This is a genomic window from Vagococcus sp. WN89Y, assembly GCF_052220145.1.
Taxonomy (GTDB): Bacteria; Pseudomonadota; Gammaproteobacteria; order Enterobacterales; family Enterobacteriaceae; genus Kosakonia.
This window is the reverse complement of the sequence record NZ_JBQPOM010000031.1, coordinates 1-15,406: the sequence shown is the minus strand read 5'-3', so window position 1 is coordinate 15,406 and position 15,406 is coordinate 1. Positions and strand designations below refer to the sequence as shown.

The 15,406-nt window shown below is 55.3% G+C and carries 13 protein-coding genes and 1 tRNA gene; 7 read left to right on the top strand and 7 right to left on the bottom strand.

Annotated elements, in window-relative coordinates:
- Nucleotides 1-51: 51 nt before the first annotated feature.
- Both ACTU3N_RS12940 and rplY read left to right on the top strand, forming a co-directional pair.
- Nucleotides 52-1,812 (top strand): DEAD/DEAH box helicase, encoded by a 1,761-nt coding sequence (locus ACTU3N_RS12940; RefSeq protein WP_443086542.1) that lies wholly within the window; start codon nt 52-54, stop codon nt 1,810-1,812.
- 124 nt (nt 1,813-1,936) lie between these two features.
- A complete protein-coding gene (gene rplY, locus ACTU3N_RS12935) occupies nt 1,937-2,221 on the top strand; it encodes a 50S ribosomal protein L25 (RefSeq protein ID WP_443086541.1) in 285 nt (94 codons plus the stop codon).
- Nucleotides 2,222-2,269: 48 nt separating this feature from the next.
- Here the strand turns inward: rplY and yejK are convergent, their stop codons facing one another.
- Nucleotides 2,270-3,277, bottom strand: a complete 1,008-nt coding sequence (yejK, locus tag ACTU3N_RS12930) for a nucleoid-associated protein YejK (protein WP_443086540.1) — start codon at nt 3,275-3,277, stop codon at nt 2,270-2,272.
- 138 nt (nt 3,278-3,415) lie between these two features.
- On the opposite strand from yejK, the gene ACTU3N_RS12925 reads away from it, so the two are divergent.
- From ACTU3N_RS12925 to ACTU3N_RS12910, 4 genes are all read left to right on the top strand, one after another.
- Nucleotides 3,416-3,643, top strand: coding sequence for a YejL family protein (locus tag ACTU3N_RS12925; protein ID WP_443086539.1), 228 nt, complete (start codon nt 3,416-3,418; stop codon nt 3,641-3,643).
- Between the two features lie 18 nt (nt 3,644-3,661).
- Complete coding sequence (gene yejM, locus ACTU3N_RS12920) at nt 3,662-5,422, top strand: LPS biosynthesis-modulating metalloenzyme YejM (protein ID WP_443086538.1); 1,761 nt, start codon at nt 3,662-3,664, stop codon at nt 5,420-5,422.
- A gap of 76 nt (nt 5,423-5,498) precedes the next feature.
- Nucleotides 5,499-5,575, top strand: a tRNA-Pro gene (locus ACTU3N_RS12915).
- 141 nt (nt 5,576-5,716) lie between these two features.
- Entirely contained in the window at nt 5,717-5,956 is a 240-nt protein-coding gene (locus ACTU3N_RS12910) for a DinI family protein (protein WP_443086537.1), read from the top strand.
- A gap of 51 nt (nt 5,957-6,007) precedes the next feature.
- Here the strand turns inward: ACTU3N_RS12910 and mqo are convergent, their stop codons facing one another.
- Nucleotides 6,008-7,663: a malate dehydrogenase (quinone) gene (mqo, locus tag ACTU3N_RS12905; RefSeq protein ID WP_443086536.1), complete on the bottom strand. Its 1,656-nt coding sequence runs from the start codon at nt 7,661-7,663 to the stop codon at nt 6,008-6,010.
- A gap of 278 nt (nt 7,664-7,941) precedes the next feature.
- Between mqo and ACTU3N_RS12900 the strand changes: the two genes are divergently transcribed.
- Complete coding sequence (locus ACTU3N_RS12900) at nt 7,942-9,171, top strand: SulP family inorganic anion transporter (RefSeq protein WP_443086535.1); 1,230 nt, start codon at nt 7,942-7,944, stop codon at nt 9,169-9,171.
- On the opposite strand, the gene mgtE is transcribed toward ACTU3N_RS12900, so the two are convergent.
- The 5 genes from mgtE to apbE all read right to left on the bottom strand — a co-directional run bounded on the left by mgtE (nt 9,134) and on the right by apbE (nt 15,235).
- The gene (gene mgtE / locus ACTU3N_RS12895; protein WP_443086534.1) at nt 9,134-10,570 is read right to left on the bottom strand and encodes a magnesium transporter; all 1,437 of its coding nucleotides are present in this window, start codon (nt 10,568-10,570) and stop codon (nt 9,134-9,136) included. The two genes, ACTU3N_RS12900 and mgtE, sit on opposite strands and share 38 nt — an antisense overlap.
- 129 nt (nt 10,571-10,699) lie before the next feature.
- A complete protein-coding gene (locus ACTU3N_RS12890; RefSeq protein ID WP_443086533.1) occupies nt 10,700-12,343 on the bottom strand; it encodes a multidrug ABC transporter permease/ATP-binding protein in 1,644 nt (547 codons plus the stop codon).
- A gap of 73 nt (nt 12,344-12,416) precedes the next feature.
- Nucleotides 12,417-13,067 (bottom strand): DNA oxidative demethylase AlkB, encoded by a 651-nt coding sequence (gene alkB / locus ACTU3N_RS12885; RefSeq protein WP_443086532.1) that lies wholly within the window; start codon nt 13,065-13,067, stop codon nt 12,417-12,419.
- Entirely contained in the window at nt 13,067-14,128 is a 1,062-nt protein-coding gene (gene ada / locus ACTU3N_RS12880) for a bifunctional DNA-binding transcriptional regulator/O6-methylguanine-DNA methyltransferase Ada (RefSeq protein ID WP_443086531.1), read from the bottom strand. The genes alkB and ada overlap by 1 nt, the downstream gene beginning before the upstream one ends.
- A 72-nt stretch (nt 14,129-14,200) precedes the next feature.
- Nucleotides 14,201-15,235 carry an FAD:protein FMN transferase ApbE gene (gene apbE / locus ACTU3N_RS12875; protein ID WP_443086530.1) on the bottom strand — a complete coding sequence of 345 codons (1,035 nt, stop codon included), beginning with the start codon at nt 15,233-15,235 and terminating at the stop codon, nt 14,201-14,203.
- Between the last annotated feature and the right edge of the window lie 171 nt (nt 15,236-15,406).

The window sequence follows — 15,406 nt, the reverse complement described above, 5'->3', positions numbered from 1 at the left end:
AAAGATTCGTGGCATACTAAAACGCTGTCACTTTGCAATCTCTTCAGAATCATGACTTTTACGCTACGCCCTTATCAACGCGAAGCGGTGGATGCCACCCTCGCCCACTTCCGCCAACACGCCGAACCCGCGGTTATCGTGCTGCCTACCGGCGCCGGGAAAAGCCTTGTCATCGCCGAGCTGGCGCGGCTTGCGCGCGGGCGCGTGCTGGTACTGGCGCATGTGAAAGAGCTGGTTGCGCAAAACCATGCTAAATACCTCGCGCTCGGTCTGGAGGCGGATATTTTTGCCGCCGGGCTAAAGCGTAAACAGAGTCACGGTAAAGTGGTGTTTGGCAGCGTGCAGTCGGTCGCCCGTAACCTTGAGCAATTTCAGGGCGAATTTTCGTTGCTGATTGTCGATGAGTGTCACCGTATTAGCGATGACGACGAGAGTCAGTACCAGCAAATTCTCAATCATCTGCGCGAGGTGAACCCTCACTTACGCCTGCTTGGCCTCACCGCCACCCCCTTTCGGCTTGGCAAAGGGTGGATTTACCGCTTCCATTATCACGGGATGGTGCGGGGTGATGAAAAGGCGCTGTTTCGCGACTGTATCTATGAGTTACCGCTGCGCTATATGATTAAGCATGGCTATCTCACGCCGCCTGAACGGCTGGATATGCCGGTGGTGCAGTATGATTTCAGTCGTCTGCAAACACAAAGCAATGGCTTGTTCAGCGAAGCGGATCTGAACCGCGAGCTAAAAAAGCAGCGCCGTATTACACCACACATTATCAGCCAGATTGTTGAATTTGCGCAGACTCGTAAAGGCGTCATGATTTTTGCCGCAACCGTGGAGCACGCGAAGGAGATAACTGGCCTGTTACCGGCAACAGAGGCGGCGCTGATTACCGGCGAAACGCCTGGCCCGCAGCGCGATGCGCTGATCGACGCGTTTAAAAATCAGAAATTCCGTTATCTGGTCAACGTCGCCGTGCTGACGACCGGCTTTGACGCGCCGCATGTGGATTTGATAGCGATTTTGCGCCCTACCGAATCCATCAGTCTGTATCAGCAAATTGTCGGACGTGGCCTGCGCCTCGCGCCGGGGAAGACCGACTGCCTGATTCTGGATTATGCGGGCAATCCTCACGATCTGTATGCCCCGGAAGTCGGCGCGCCGAAGGGCAAGAGCGACAACGTGCCGGTGCAGGTTTTCTGCCCCGGCTGCGGTTTTGCCAATACGTTTTGGGGAAAAACCACCGCCGATGGCACGCTGATTGAGCATTTTGGCCGCCGCTGCCAGGGCTGGCTGGAAGATGATGAAGGCCATCGCGAACAGTGCGATTACCGCTTTCGCTTTAAAAACTGCCCGCAATGCAATGCCGAAAACGATATCGCCGCCCGCCGCTGTCGCAGCTGCGATACGATGCTGGTCGACCCGGATGATATGCTGAAAGCCGCGCTGAAACTCAAAGATGCGCTGGTTCTGCGCTGCAGCGGAATGAGCCTGCAGCAGGGCGCGGACGAGAAAGGCGAGTGGCTGAAAATCACCTATCACGATGAAGACGGCGCTGAAGTCAGCGAGCGCTTTCGTTTGCAGACGCCCGCTCAGCGCACCGCGTTTGAACAGCTATTTATTCGCCCCCATACCCGCACGCCCGGCGTGCCGCTGCGCTGGATTGTCGCCGCCGATATCCTTGCGCAACAGGCGCTACTTCGCCACCCGGATTTTGTCGTCGCCAGGCTAAAAGGTCAGTACTGGCAGGTGCGGGAAAAAGTCTTTGATTATGAAGGCCGCTACCGCCTGGCGCATGAATTGCGGGGGTAAGCGTGCTTTTGATTGATGTCTTACCCGTTCGGGGATAGAATACCGCCCGCTTTTGCATCCGCAAAGCCGATCATCTGCCTGTTGCTGGGTCGCCTGTAACAGGATTTATTAAAGAGAGACTTAAATGTTTACTATTAACGCAGAAGTACGTAAAGAGCAGGGTAAGGGTGCGAGCCGCCGCCTGCGCATTGCTAACAAGTTCCCGGCTATCGTTTACGGTGGAACTGAAGCACCTGTTGCTATCGAACTGGATCACGACAAAGTGTGGAACATGCAGGCAAAACCTGAGTTCTACAGCGAAGTGCTGACCCTCGCTATCGATGGCAAAGAAGTAAAAGTGAAAGTTCAGGCTGTTCAGCGTCACGCGTTCAAGCCAAAACTGACTCACATCGACTTCGTTCGCGCTTAATTGCCGACAAGTTGAAGAAAACCCCGCTGCGGCGGGGTTTTTTTATGCCTATTTTCCGCCGTTCAGGCGGCGCTGAAGCTGATCGCGTAAGTTCGGCGGCGTGCCTTTAATGGTCAGCGTATCCGTTGCCGGGTCCCAGAAAATGCGCTCGCCAAGCAGTAAAGCGTCAAAGTTGATGGTCAGCCCCCCGCCGCTGCCCGCGTATTTGGTGAGCTGGCGCAGGGTGCTGCGATCGGCCGGGAAACTCTCCTCCAGCTCGTAACCCTGGCCTGCGGTGAACTCCTGGAAACTCACTTCGCTCACGCCCGCAAGCTCTTTAGAAAGCGTCGCCAGCTCAATTTCTTCCCCGGCCTGCAGCTGTTCATTACAATAGGTATAAACCTGCTGACGAACCGTTTGACGCTCTGATTTATCCAGCTCGGCCTGCGCGGTAAAGTCATCCACCGCCTGCAGCAGCCCGCGGTTTTGCGCTTTAGCGTTCAGGCCTTCGCTGGCGCCGAGGAAATCCATAAAGAAATCGGCAACTTTACGCCCCACCCGCCCTTTCAGAAAAGTTAAGTAACGGGTTGATTCAGGATTGGTTTCCCACTCGGTTAAATCCACACGCGCCACAATATCCGCGTGATTAATGTCCAGATAATGGGTCGAACTGATATCCAGGTTTTCATTCACGCGCATGCTGCTTAAGTTATTTAATACTGCAACGAGCAGGTACTCCACCGCCAGGTAACGGTAGTGGCAAAACAGCACGATGCCGCCATCGGCAAAGGGATATTTCGCCAGTTCATCACGTAAGCGCCCGGTTGCTGCGCGGCTGAAGGCAAGAAAATCTTCTTCGCCCTGGCGTTGCAGGCGCAGCGACTGCGCCAGTTCGCTCTCTTCATTAAACAAGCCGTAAGCTTTATTTTTCGCACTGTAGACCCGGTGCAGCTCGGCCACCATCTCTTCGACGGGCGCCGTGGGTTCCAGTAAAGAATCGCGCAGCACCAGCTCAAGGGTTTGCTCATCGCGCTTGATAAGCTGGTGCAGGGCAATCTGGTTGATGTCCAGACTCATGATAAACTCTCCTTTTAGACGGCGGTATTCAACCATCACCAACGCGGCTGTGCAACCGCTGATAAAAAAGCAGAAAAAAAGCTGTTGCTACGGTAATATGTTGCCCTTTCATCAACAAACAGAAACTGATTTCGATTTATGCCACAAATCTCCCGCTACAGTGATGAACACGTTGAGCAACTGCTCACTGAACTGGCCAACGTGCTGGAAAAACACAAAGCGCCGACCGATCTCTCGTTGATGGTGCTGGGTAATATGGTGACGAATCTGATAAATACCAGCGTCCCTCCCGCACAACGTCAGGCGATCGTGAACTCTTTTGCTCAGGCGTTACAGTCGTCCGTTCGCGACGACAAAGCGCACTAAGGGACATATTGACAGTTTATGGTGACTCATCGTCAGCGCTACCGTGAAAAAGTCTCCCAGATGGTTAGCTGGGGGCACTGGTTTGCTTTGTTCAACATTCTGTTGGGCATTGTCCTCGGTAGCCGTTATCTGTTTGTTGCCGACTGGCCAACCACGCTTTCCGGGCGCATCTATTCCTATGTGAGCGTGGTCGGGCATTTTAGCTTTCTGGTGTTTGCCGCCTATTTGCTGATCCTGTTCCCGCTCACCTTTATCGTCATGTCGCAGCGGCTGATGCGTTTTCTGTCGGCCATTTTCGCCACCGCTGGCATGACGCTGCTGCTTATTGATAGCGAAGTCTTTACCCGTTTCCATCTGCATCTCAACCCTATCGTCTGGGAACTGGTGATTAACCCGGACCAGAACGAGATGGCGCGTGACTGGCAGCTGATGTTTATTAGCGTGCCGGTGATTCTGCTTATTGAGATGCTGTTTGCCACCTGGAGCTGGCAAAAACTGCGCAGCCTAACCCGTCGGCGTAAATATACGCGCCCGCTGGTGGTGCTGTTCTGTCTGGCCTTTGTCGCCAATCATGTGATGTACATCTGGGCAGACGCCAATTTCTATCGCCCGATTACTATGCAGCGGGCGAATCTGCCGCTCTCTTACCCGATGACCGCGCGCCGCTTTCTTGAGAAGCACGGGCTGCTGGATGCGCAGGAATATCAACGTCGGCTGGTGGAGCAAGGTAACCCAGAAGCGGTTTCCGTTGAGTATCCACTCAGTGATTTGCGCTATCTGGATATGGGCTCCGGCCAGAACGTGCTGCTGCTCACCGTCGACGGGCTAAATTATTCGCGCTATGAACAATTGATGCCGCAGCTTGCCGGTTTCGCCGGGCAAAACGTCTCCTTTACTCAGCATATGAGCTCAGGCAACACGCCGGACGGCGGCAATTTTGGCCTGTTCTACGGTATCTCGCCAGGCTATATGGATGGCGTGCTGTCGGCGCGTATTCCGGCGGCGCTTATCACCGCGCTGAATCAGCAAGGTTATCAGCTGGGGCTGTTCTCTTCTGACGGTTTCAGCAGCCCGCTCTACCGCCAGGCGTTGCTGTCTGACTTCTCGCTGCCGCCTGCCGAGGCGCAAAGCGATGCGCAGACGGTCGATCAATGGGTGAGCTGGCTTGGGCATTATGCACAGGAAGATAACCGCTGGTTCTCGTGGATTTCGCTTAATGGTACGGCATTGCCAGAGAGTTCACAGCCGAACTTTGAACGCCAGTACGGGCGCGCTGCGGCAAGTGTTGATAAGCAAATCGCCCGCGTGCTGGATGCACTGCGCGCGTCCGGGAAACTGGATAACACGGTGGTCATTATCACCGCTGGTCATGGTATTCCACTGGGTAAACAGCAGGAGAGCTTCGACTGGTCGCGCAGCAGGCTTCAGGTGCCGCTAATTATTCACTGGCCGGGAACGCCTGCACAAAAAATCAATAAGCTGACGGAACACCAGGATGTGATGACGACGCTGATGCAGCGCCTGTTGCACGTCACTACGCCGGCGAATGAGTACTCGCAAGGGCAAGATTTGTTTACCGCCACGCGCCGCCAGAACTGGGTAACGGCGGCAAGCAGTGATGCGCTGGCTATCACCACGCCGGAATTTACGTTGGTGCTCGGTCAGCGAGGTAATTACCAGACCTGGAATACGGCAGGCGAGAAAATCCGCGATCAGAAACCGCAGTTGAGTTTACTGTTGCAGGTACTTACTGACGAAAAACGATTTATCGCTAACTGATTGATTAATTATAAATCACTCGTGACGCGCTGCGCTTGCATTCATCGGTGAAAAGGGTACTATTACGGCCACATGTCGGCACGTAGCGCAGCCTGGTAGCGCACTGTCATGGGGTGTCAGGGGTCGGAGGTTCAAATCCTCTCGTGCCGACCAAAATTCCCCAATTAAACCAGCCTTTTAAGGCTGGTTTTTTTATACCTGCGATTTGTCTGTCCGAATTATCTCCTCCACTCTTTTCTGCCGTGCGTTTACACAGTAGAATACTGTATAACTAACCAGTAAAAGGAATAACACATGTTTGTTGAACTCGTTTATGACAAACGGAACGTTGAGGGTTTACCTGGCGCAAAAGAGATAATTCTTACCGAGCTGACAAAACGCGTGCACCGTATTTTCCCGGATGCCGATGTGCGCGTTAAACCGATGCAGGCCAACGGCTTAAACAGCGATGCCAGCAAAAGTGACCGCGAAAAATTAAACCGTATGCTTGAAGAGATGTTTGAAGAGTCTGATATGTGGCTGGTAATGGAATGACCCTGATAAAATCCCGGTCTGGCTTGCCGGGATTTTTCGTTAAGCAATGACTTACAGTGCAATATCCGCCACGGGTTTCGTGTCGCCGGTTGTCACGACAGCAGGTTTCTGCACCGGCGGTGTCACGTCTGCCACCAGCGAGGCGTCATATTTCAGCCCGAGGATTTCACTGCTGTAACGCAGCTCTGCATCGGCAGCTTCAATATTATTGTTCAGCGACATACCAAAGCTTGGGATGATTTCTTTTATTTTCGCCTGCCAGCTTTCTGAGGCAAAACGTTCAGCGAAAACTTTTTCCATCAGCTCCAGCATAATCGGTGCTGCGGTAGACGCTCCCGGCGATGCGCCAAGCAGTGCGGCAATAGTGCCTTCGCTATCGCTGACGACTTCCGTTCCCAGGCGCAGCACGCCGCCCTTACCCGGTTCGCGTTTGATAATCTGCACGCGCTGGCCTGCCTGCCATAACCGCCAGTCTTCCTTTTGCGCCAGCGGATAGTACTCGCGCAGCGCGTCAAAACGGTCGTCTTCGTTTTGCAAAACCTGGCTAATTAAATATTTCACCAAATTGAAATTGGTCATGCCAACGGTCAGCATCGGCACAACGTTGGAGTGATTTGTCGAACGCAGCAGATCCCACAGCGAACCGTTTTTCAAAAAACGTGTTGAGAAAGTCGCGAACGGCCCGAACAGCAGCACCCTTTTGCCATCAATAATGCGCGTATCAATATGCGGAACCGACATCGGCGGCGCGCCAACGGACGCTTTGCCGTAAACTTTCGCCAGATGATGGTTCACCACTTCCGGGTTTTCCGTCACCAGGAACTGGCCGCCAACCGGGAATCCCGCGTAATCTGCCGCTTCCGGGATGCCTGATTCCTGCAACAGTTTCAGCGCCGCGCCGCCTGCGCCGATAAAGATAAATTTGGCTTTGATAACCTGATCCGGGCAGCCTTTTGGCCGGTGAAGCGTCACGCTCCAGCTCTTATCAGCGTTACGTTTCAGGCTGCGAACTTCCGTACCCAACTGCAAAGAGAAGTTCTCTTTTTTCTGCAACGCGCTGATCATCTGGCGAGTCAGTTCGCCGAAGTTAACATCGGTGCCGCTCTCAGTGCGCGTCGCAGCAAGCTTTTGCCGCACCTCACGCCCTTCCATCACCAGCGGCACCCATTGCTTGATCTGCTCTGGATCTTCGGAATACCGCATACCGCGAAACAGCGCGCTCTGCTGCAACGCTTTATAGCGCGCACGCAGAAAGTTGACGTTTTCATCGCCCCAGACAAGGCTCATATGCGGCACGGTGTTGATAAACGATCGTGGGTCGTGCAGCACACCGGTTTTCACCTGATGAGCCCAGAACTGGCGGGAGATACGGAACGCTTCGTTGATGTGAACCGCTTTTTTAATATTGATGGAACCGTCCGCGCTCTGCGGCGTGTAATTCAGTTCTGCCAGCGCGGCATGCCCGGTACCGGCGTTGTTCCAGCCGTTGGAGCTCTCTTCGGCGAGGGCGTCCAGCCTTTCAACCATCGTAATCGACCAGTTGGGTTCGAGATCCTTAAGCCAGGTGCCGAGCGTGGCACTCATGATCCCGCCACCAATCAAAAGCACATCTGTTTCCTGCTCTTTCGATGCAGACTCTTTTGCTGCTTTTGACACAGCATTAAGCCCGACAGCCATCGAAAACAGCCTGGCAGTCATTTTTTTCATAATGTCATTGCCTTACTTTTAGTGCTGCTTTATTCGCATTTTGTGAGGGTAAAATCGTTAGCGGGTTCTACCGTAGCACTTAACGGATGATATTTAAATATTGTTTAAAGATTAAATATTCATAGCATTAATGTTGCTAATAAGTTGAATATTTGTATTAGCTGTAACGTTAATTGTTAAGCAGCAAAATTCAGAACCTGCTATCATCCTCCGCTTTGCCAAACGCAGGGATTGCGTTTGCCGAAGCTGTCTATGGCAATGCTCATCTGCGAATATTTATGTCTGAAAAATCAATCAATTCTGTTAACACACTTTTGGGCGCGCTGCGCTCACCCCAGGCGTTTACCCGCGAGATTCTGGCCGGAGTGATCACCGCACTGGCGCTGATCCCGGAAGTGATTTCATTTTCCGTGATTGCGGGTGTTGACCCCAAAGTCAGCCTGATAGCCTCAGTGGTCCTGTGCCTTAGCATGTCATTGCTGGGTGGGCGCCCGGCAATGGTCACCGCCGCCGCAGGGTCAGTCGCTCTGGTTATCGGGCCGATGGTTCATCAAAACGGTGTGGAATACATTTTGCCGGCGGTTTTACTGGCGGGCGTGATTCAAATTCTTTTCGGTTTGACCGGTATGGCGCGGCTGATGCGTTTTATTCCCCATGCGGTAATGACCGGTTTCGTCAATGCGCTCGGCATGCTTATCTTTTTCGCCCAGATCCCACACTTCTGGCGCAAAGAACCGCTGATTCTGGCGCTATTCGCGCTGACACTGTTAATCGTCTTGTGGCTGCCACGCTGGGTGAAAAGCATCCCTGCGCCGCTGGTGGCGATTGTGTTGCTGACCGCTTTTACCCTCTTTACCGGCCAGGTGTTACCAACCGTTGGCGACGAAGGCCCGATGCAGAGAGGTCTGCCAGGCCTAACGCAGTGGCTGGTGCCCGTGAACCTGCACACGTTAAGTATTATCTGGCCTTGTGCGCTGAGTATTGCCTTTGTCGGTCTGCTGGAGTCGCTGCTCACCGCCAAACTGGTCGACGATCTGACCCATTCTCCGTCCAGCAAAGGGCGTGAGAGCACGGGGCTTGGCATCGCGAATATCCTTGCGGGTATGTATGGCGGCATCGCCGGGTGCGCGATGATTGGGCAAACCATCGTCAATGTAGAAATGGGCAAAGGGCGCACGCGGCTCTCCACCCTTGCCGCAGGCCTGGTACTGTTACTGCTGGTGACGGCACTGAGCGAGGTGATGGCAAAAATACCGATGGTAGTACTGGCGGGCATTATGGCGATTGTCGCGTGGAAAACTTTCAACTGGCGTAGCCTGCAACCGGCGACGCTGAAACAGGCGCCGATTGTGGAAACGCTGGTGATGCTGGTCACTGTCGTCGCCACAGTCTGTACCAGCAACCTGGCAATCGGTGTGCTGGCAGGCCTGGCGACGCTTATGCTGACGCCCGCCAGATGGCGGGGGAAAACTACAGCAGAAACAGCGTCGCCAGCCCAAGAAAAATAAAGAAGCCGCCGGTATCCGTAATGGCGGTGATCATCACGCTGGAGCCGACCGCCGGGTCGCGCCCCAGCCGGGTCATTATCATCGGGATCAGCACGCCCATCAGCGCCGCCACCAGCAGGTTCAGCACCATTGCCAGCATCATCACCCCACCTAACGCCGCATCGTCATACAGCCACCAGGTTACCAGCCCCATGATCCCGCCCCACACCAGCCCGTTTATCAGCGCCACACCCATCTCACGCATGATAAGAAAGGTGAAATTCCCCGGCTGAATGTTTTGTAACGCCATCGCCCGCACAATCATGGTGATGGTCTGATTGCCGGTGTTGCCGCCAATTCCGGCGACAATCGGCATCAGGGAAGCGAGCGCCACGAGTTGTGAGATAGTGTGCTCAAAGCCATCAATGACCCGCGAGGCAATAAAAGCGGTACACAGATTAAGAGCCAGCCACGCCCAGCGAGTTTTCACCGCTTTGGTGACCGGGGCAAACACATCTTCCGCCGCGCTCAAACCGCCCATCTGGCGCATGTCGTTGTCAGACTCTTCGTACACCACATCAACAATCTCGTCGATGGTCAGACGGCCAAGCAGCAAGCCGTTCTCATCCACCACCGCCGCGCTCAGCAAGTTGTCACGCTCAAAGGTGCGCGCAACTTTTTCGGCTTCCTCATCCGGTAAAAAGCTCACCGGATCGCTGTCCATCACGTCGCTGACCCGCCGGTTGCCAGGGTTCAGCAAAATGGTTTGCAGTGCCAGCTCGCCAATTAACTGCTTATCGCGCCCGGTGACGAACAATTTATCGGTGTTATCCGGCATCTTACCGAGGCGGCGCAGGTAGCGCTGCACGACAGCAAGCCGTAACTCCGCACGGACAGTGATAACCTCAAATTCCATGATCGCGCCAACGCGATCTTTGCCGTAGCGCAACACCTGGCGTACGCGAGCGCGCTGTTCGGGCGGCAAGGAGGCCATCAGGCGACCGGTGAGGTTTCGCGGCAAATGCTGCACCAGCCAGATTTGATCATCAATATCCAGCGTCTGGAGCGCATCCAGCAGCGCGCGATCGCTCATCTCCTCTATCAGATCATCCCAGACATTTTCGGAGGCCTCAAGCAACACTTTACCGCGTTTATCGTCCTCAACCAGCCGCCACAGCGCGTGGCGCTCATCCACCGGCAGCGCTTCAAGGGTATCCGCCAGATCCGGCGGCGGCAGGTGCATGACCAGCGCCCTCACCTCGGCAAGATCCTGGCTAAGCGCCTCACCGTCAAGCGGTTCTGCAAGCGTGATTTGACCGAGCAGCGTTGCGGTGAGCGCTTTATGCGTGGAGAGTAGCCAAATCAAACGCGCGCGTTCCTCGTCGCGCAATTTGACGCTATTTTTTTTACTTACTGACATTGATTATCCTGATGGTACGCCAGAGGGGATTCCCCTTAAGCATAGCGGCAGGTTGTGTAAAAAATAATAAACGGGAAGTGCGATCGGATAAAAAATCGGCAAAAGCCCCTCGCGCGAGGGGCTGAGAAGTCAGGCGGTGCGGGCAACCGCGTCGCGGGAAGCCTGCGTACGCTCATCACCGAAAAGCTCGGTCAGTTGACCGTTACGCATCTCCAGCAGACGATCGGCGTGGATAAAGTAGTGATCGTCATGGCTGATAGCAAAAATGGTTTTGCCCATCTGCTGCATTAACGGCAGCAAGATCTGGTAAAAATCCCGACGGAAGTGCGGGTCCTGATCCGCTGCCCACTCATCAAGCAGTAAGATATCGCGCTCTTCTGCCAGCGCCAGTAGCAGGGCAACGCGCTTCTTCTGCCCTTTGGAGAGCTTAAGATTGAGGATCTTGCCGTCTTGCAGCTCCAGCTTGTGCGCCATTTTTAGCTGTTGCAGCCATTTATCCACCAGCGTTGGGTCGGCCTGCTCCCCTTGCGGCCCTAATAATTCATCAAACAGCCAGACGTCGGTAAAGACCGCCGAAAACAGCTGGCGATAATCTTCCGGTTTATCCTGCGCCAGCGGTTTGCCGTCCAGCAAAATCGTCCCGGACACCGGCTGATACAGCCCGGTCAGCAGCATAGCGAGCGTTGACTTACCGCTGCCGTTGCCGCCAATCAAAAACACCAGCTCGCCGCGATTAAGCGTTAAGTTTATCGGCCCGACGCAAAAATCATTATCCTGATATTTAAACGTCACATCACGCAGCTCCAGCGTTTGCCAGTCCGGGAAAGCCTGCGGGCGCGGGAAGTCAGGCTTGAACGGCGCCAGCGCAAAATTGTTCAGCTTTCTGAACGCCACCTGAGCGCTCAACAGCGTTGGCAGCGCGCCAACCGCCGACAACAGCGGCGTGCGCAAAAAGAGCAGCGTCAGAGAAAACGTCGCCGCCACATTGGTGTCCGCCCAGCCCAGGCTGTTAGCCATCCAGAAAACAAGGCCAATCGCGCCGAGCATCATGATGTTCGACCAGTTTACCGCGCTTAAATGAAAGGTATCGGCACGAATAATATGGTGGCGATATTCGCGGGCGTCCGGCAGATACATTTTTTCAAAGATATGCTCCGCACGCTCGCGGTTCAGGTTGAGCTCTTTGCGCCCTTCCAGCACGGTCTGAAAGTCGTTATAGAGCTTGTCTTCCGACTCGCGAAGCGTAGCAATGTGCTTATAAACGCGCGAGACCAGCACAAAACCACCCCAGATAGTGATAGCCATCCACACGGCGGTGACAAGGAGCATTTTCCCCGACAGCATCGCCAGGTAAACCGACGCGCCAATCGTCAGGATAATGCCCTGCACCAGTTCCGGCAGGCGCACGAACGCGATGGTGATATTGCGCACATCGCTGGTCAGACCGGCCAGAAGCGACGCGCTACCAAGCTGCTCGATGCGCTCGACCGGCGTGTCGAGGATACGTTTGATAAATTCACTGCGCAGGCGATACACGAAATGGTGGCCAAGCGTGGTCAGCGCCAGCTGCGAACCAAGGGTCACCGCCATCAAAAGCAGCAGCAAACCGAGAAACTCCGGCAGCACGGTTAAGGACATATCCACGGTTTCAATCAACCGCTGGTTAATAAAAGCGATAAGCCCGATGCCAAACGCAGCGCTGGCAAGCGTGAGCGCCAGAACAGCCACAAACGGCCAACGATACTGACGCCAGACTAAGAGGAGCAGTTCCATAACAACAACCTGGTCAACAAAATTGCCAGCAGTTTAAACGGCAAATACGATACATCAAGAATAATTCTTATTTTTATTCGTTATTACCAGCCTGGCGGAAGGTCAGGTTATAGCGACACTCGCCGGTAATGGGGTGATAGCCTGATTTAAGCGGTGCGATGCCGTGGTAAAAAAGACGCGACGGCCCGCCCCATACCACGATATCGCCGTGCTCCAGCATCAGGCGTTTGAGCGGATCGTTACGCTTCAGGCCGCCGAACTGGAAAATAGCCGGTAAGCCGAGCGAGACGGAGACAATTGGCGCGCGCAAATCCGGCTCGTCTTTATCCTGATGTAGCGAGAGTTTTGCGCCCGGCGCGTAGCGGTTTATCAGGCAGGCATCGGGCCGGAAGTCCGGGTAGCCCGCAGCAACACTCGCCTGGCGGCACAACGCACTGAACGCCTCAGGCATTGCGGGCCACGGGCGCTGGGTTTGCGGATCGATGGGTGAGTAAAGATAACCCTGCTGATTAGTGGTCCAACCGAGGCTGCCGCAATTGGTCATGGCAACCGACATGGTGTAGCCTCCCGGCGTCACCATATGGCGCTGCGGCGACTGGCTGGCGACCTGCGCAATCCCCTGCATCAATGCGCTGACCTGCGCCAGGGCAAACCGGCGCAGCACCACCGCGCCGGGCGCAAGCGGCTCTTGCCAGGGTTCTTCATCAGCAAACAGATCCAGCATCAGCTCTCCTCTTTTTTCCTCTCGCGTTGCAAAAGTTGCGCCTTGCGCGCTGTTCCCCAGCGATAGCCGGAAAGCGCACCATCGCCGCGCACCACCCGGTGGCAAGGGATGACGATCGCCAGTTTATTGGCCGCGCAGGCGCTTGCCACCGCTCTGACCGCACCGGGGCGACCAAGGGTGTGCGCCAGCGCCTGATAGCTGCGCGTTTCACCGGGCGGAATTTCACGCAGCGCCTGCCAGACCTGCAACTGGAAAGCAGTGCCGCGCAAATCCAGCGGCAACGTAAAGGGCGCGTCTGCGTTATCCAGGCGGCGAAGAACCTGCTCGACGCGCGCGTTAAACTCATCACTGCCCTGCATACGCTGCGCGCCAGGGAAAATCTGCGCAAGCTCGGCAAGCAATTGTTCGTCACTGTCTGCTAACAAAATAGCACAGATGCCGCGCGCGCTTTCTGCCACCAGGCAGCGCCCGAGCGAGCAGGTACTGAGCGTGTAATGCACCTGCGTATTGTCACCGCCACGCCGATACTGCCGGGCCGTCATGCCGAGCGACGCATCCGCCTGGCGGTAATAACTGCTGCTGTCCGGGAAACCCGCCGCCAGCACCGCGTCGGTCACCGTGCTGCTAGCCCCAAGCGTTGCGCGCAGACGATGGGCGCGAAAGGCCAGCTGCCAGGCTTTTGGCGTCATTCCGGTGACGGATTTAAATAACCGGTGAAAATGATACGGGCTGAGCGCCACACTGGCGGCCAGTTGCGCGAGGGTAACGGGCGCATCCTGCTCCAGTAAGCGGCAGGCGGCGGCAACTTTGTCCCGTTTTTGCTGCTGCGGATCGGTTTTATCCGGCTGGCAGCGCTTGCACGGGCGAAAACCGGCCGCCGTTGCACTGCCCGCATCGGGATAAAAGCGCACATTCTGGCGCGCCGCGCGCCGCGCCGTGCAGGACGGGCGGCAGAATATACCGGTCGTCAGTACGGCAAAAACAAACTGACCATCGGCCTGCTTTTCGCGGGCCAGCACCGCCTGCCAGCGCTGTTCATCGGATAAAATAGTTCTGTTCATGTCAGGCTCCTTCTCTAAGCTTAGCGCTACTGTGCCCGATGTCCCGAAACCTGACACCCGCAATCTTGCGGTTTAATTTTTTTCGTTCACGAGGAAGGCGGAAAACTGCGGCGACATCCAGGTGCTAAACCCCTCGCCCTCTTTCGTTATCATATAAACGGCCAGACCTTCGCGCTGCGCCACCTCTTTGGCTTTTTCACTGCCCAGCACCATCAGGCCGGTGTCCCAGGCATCCGCTTCCAGCGCCGTGGGCGCAATCACCGTGACCGACACTAATTTATGTTGAATCGGTCGCCCGCTGCGTGGGTCGATAACGTGTGAAATGCGTTTGCCGTCCAGCTCAAAATAGTTGCGGTAGCTGCCGGAGGTGCTGATGCCGTGCCCGTTGATATCCACCACCGCCTGGACAGCATTCTCTCTGTCCGTTGGTTTTTGAATCGCCACGCGCCAGGGCTTACCGCTGGCATTCAGCCCACGGCTGACCAGCGCGCCGCCAACGGAAACCAGGTAGCGGCTAATGCCCTGCTGCTCCATCAGGCGCGCCAGATGATCGGCAGCGTACCCTTCGCCGACCGTGGATAAATCAACAAACAGAGTGGGCAGATCTTTTTGCAAAAACTGCCCGCCTGCGCGGTTGATAACCGCCAGATGCGCTAAACCGGTGCGGGCTTTCGCTGCGTCGATTTGCGCCTGATCCGGCGTTTTTTCCGGCTGCTTGTCCGGGCCAAAACCCCATAAATTCACCAGCGGGCCGACAGTGATATCCATCGCACCGCCCGTTTTTTCTCCCACACGCAGCGATTCGGTGACAATGTCCGCCATCGCTTCGCTGACCGGCCAGGGAGCCGTGCTGGTGGCGTGATTAAAGCGCATCAGCGCGGAATCATTTTTCCAGGTGGATAATAGCTGGTCATCGCTATCGAGCTGCGCCTGAATTTTTTGCTCTAATGCTTTCGCCTGTTGCGCGTTCACGTCCACCAGGCTGACACGCCAGAACGTGCCCATGGTTTTCCCTTCCAGCACCGTTGGCGATGCCTGCGGGCCAGTGTCGCAGCCGGTTAATAAAAGGAAGGCGGCGACAACCACGGTGCGAAAAAAAATCTGCATAGTTTATCCTCTGCTTGCTGGCGGCAAGCGTACACCAAAACCCTGTGACTAGTCCTGATATAGGTTGACACTCTTCCGCCTGTAAAACGCCTGATGAACATCATCAGGCGTTTTGTATTTCAGGGCCAGATGTGGCCGTTCATGGTTATAAATTGCCACAGATTCTTTTAC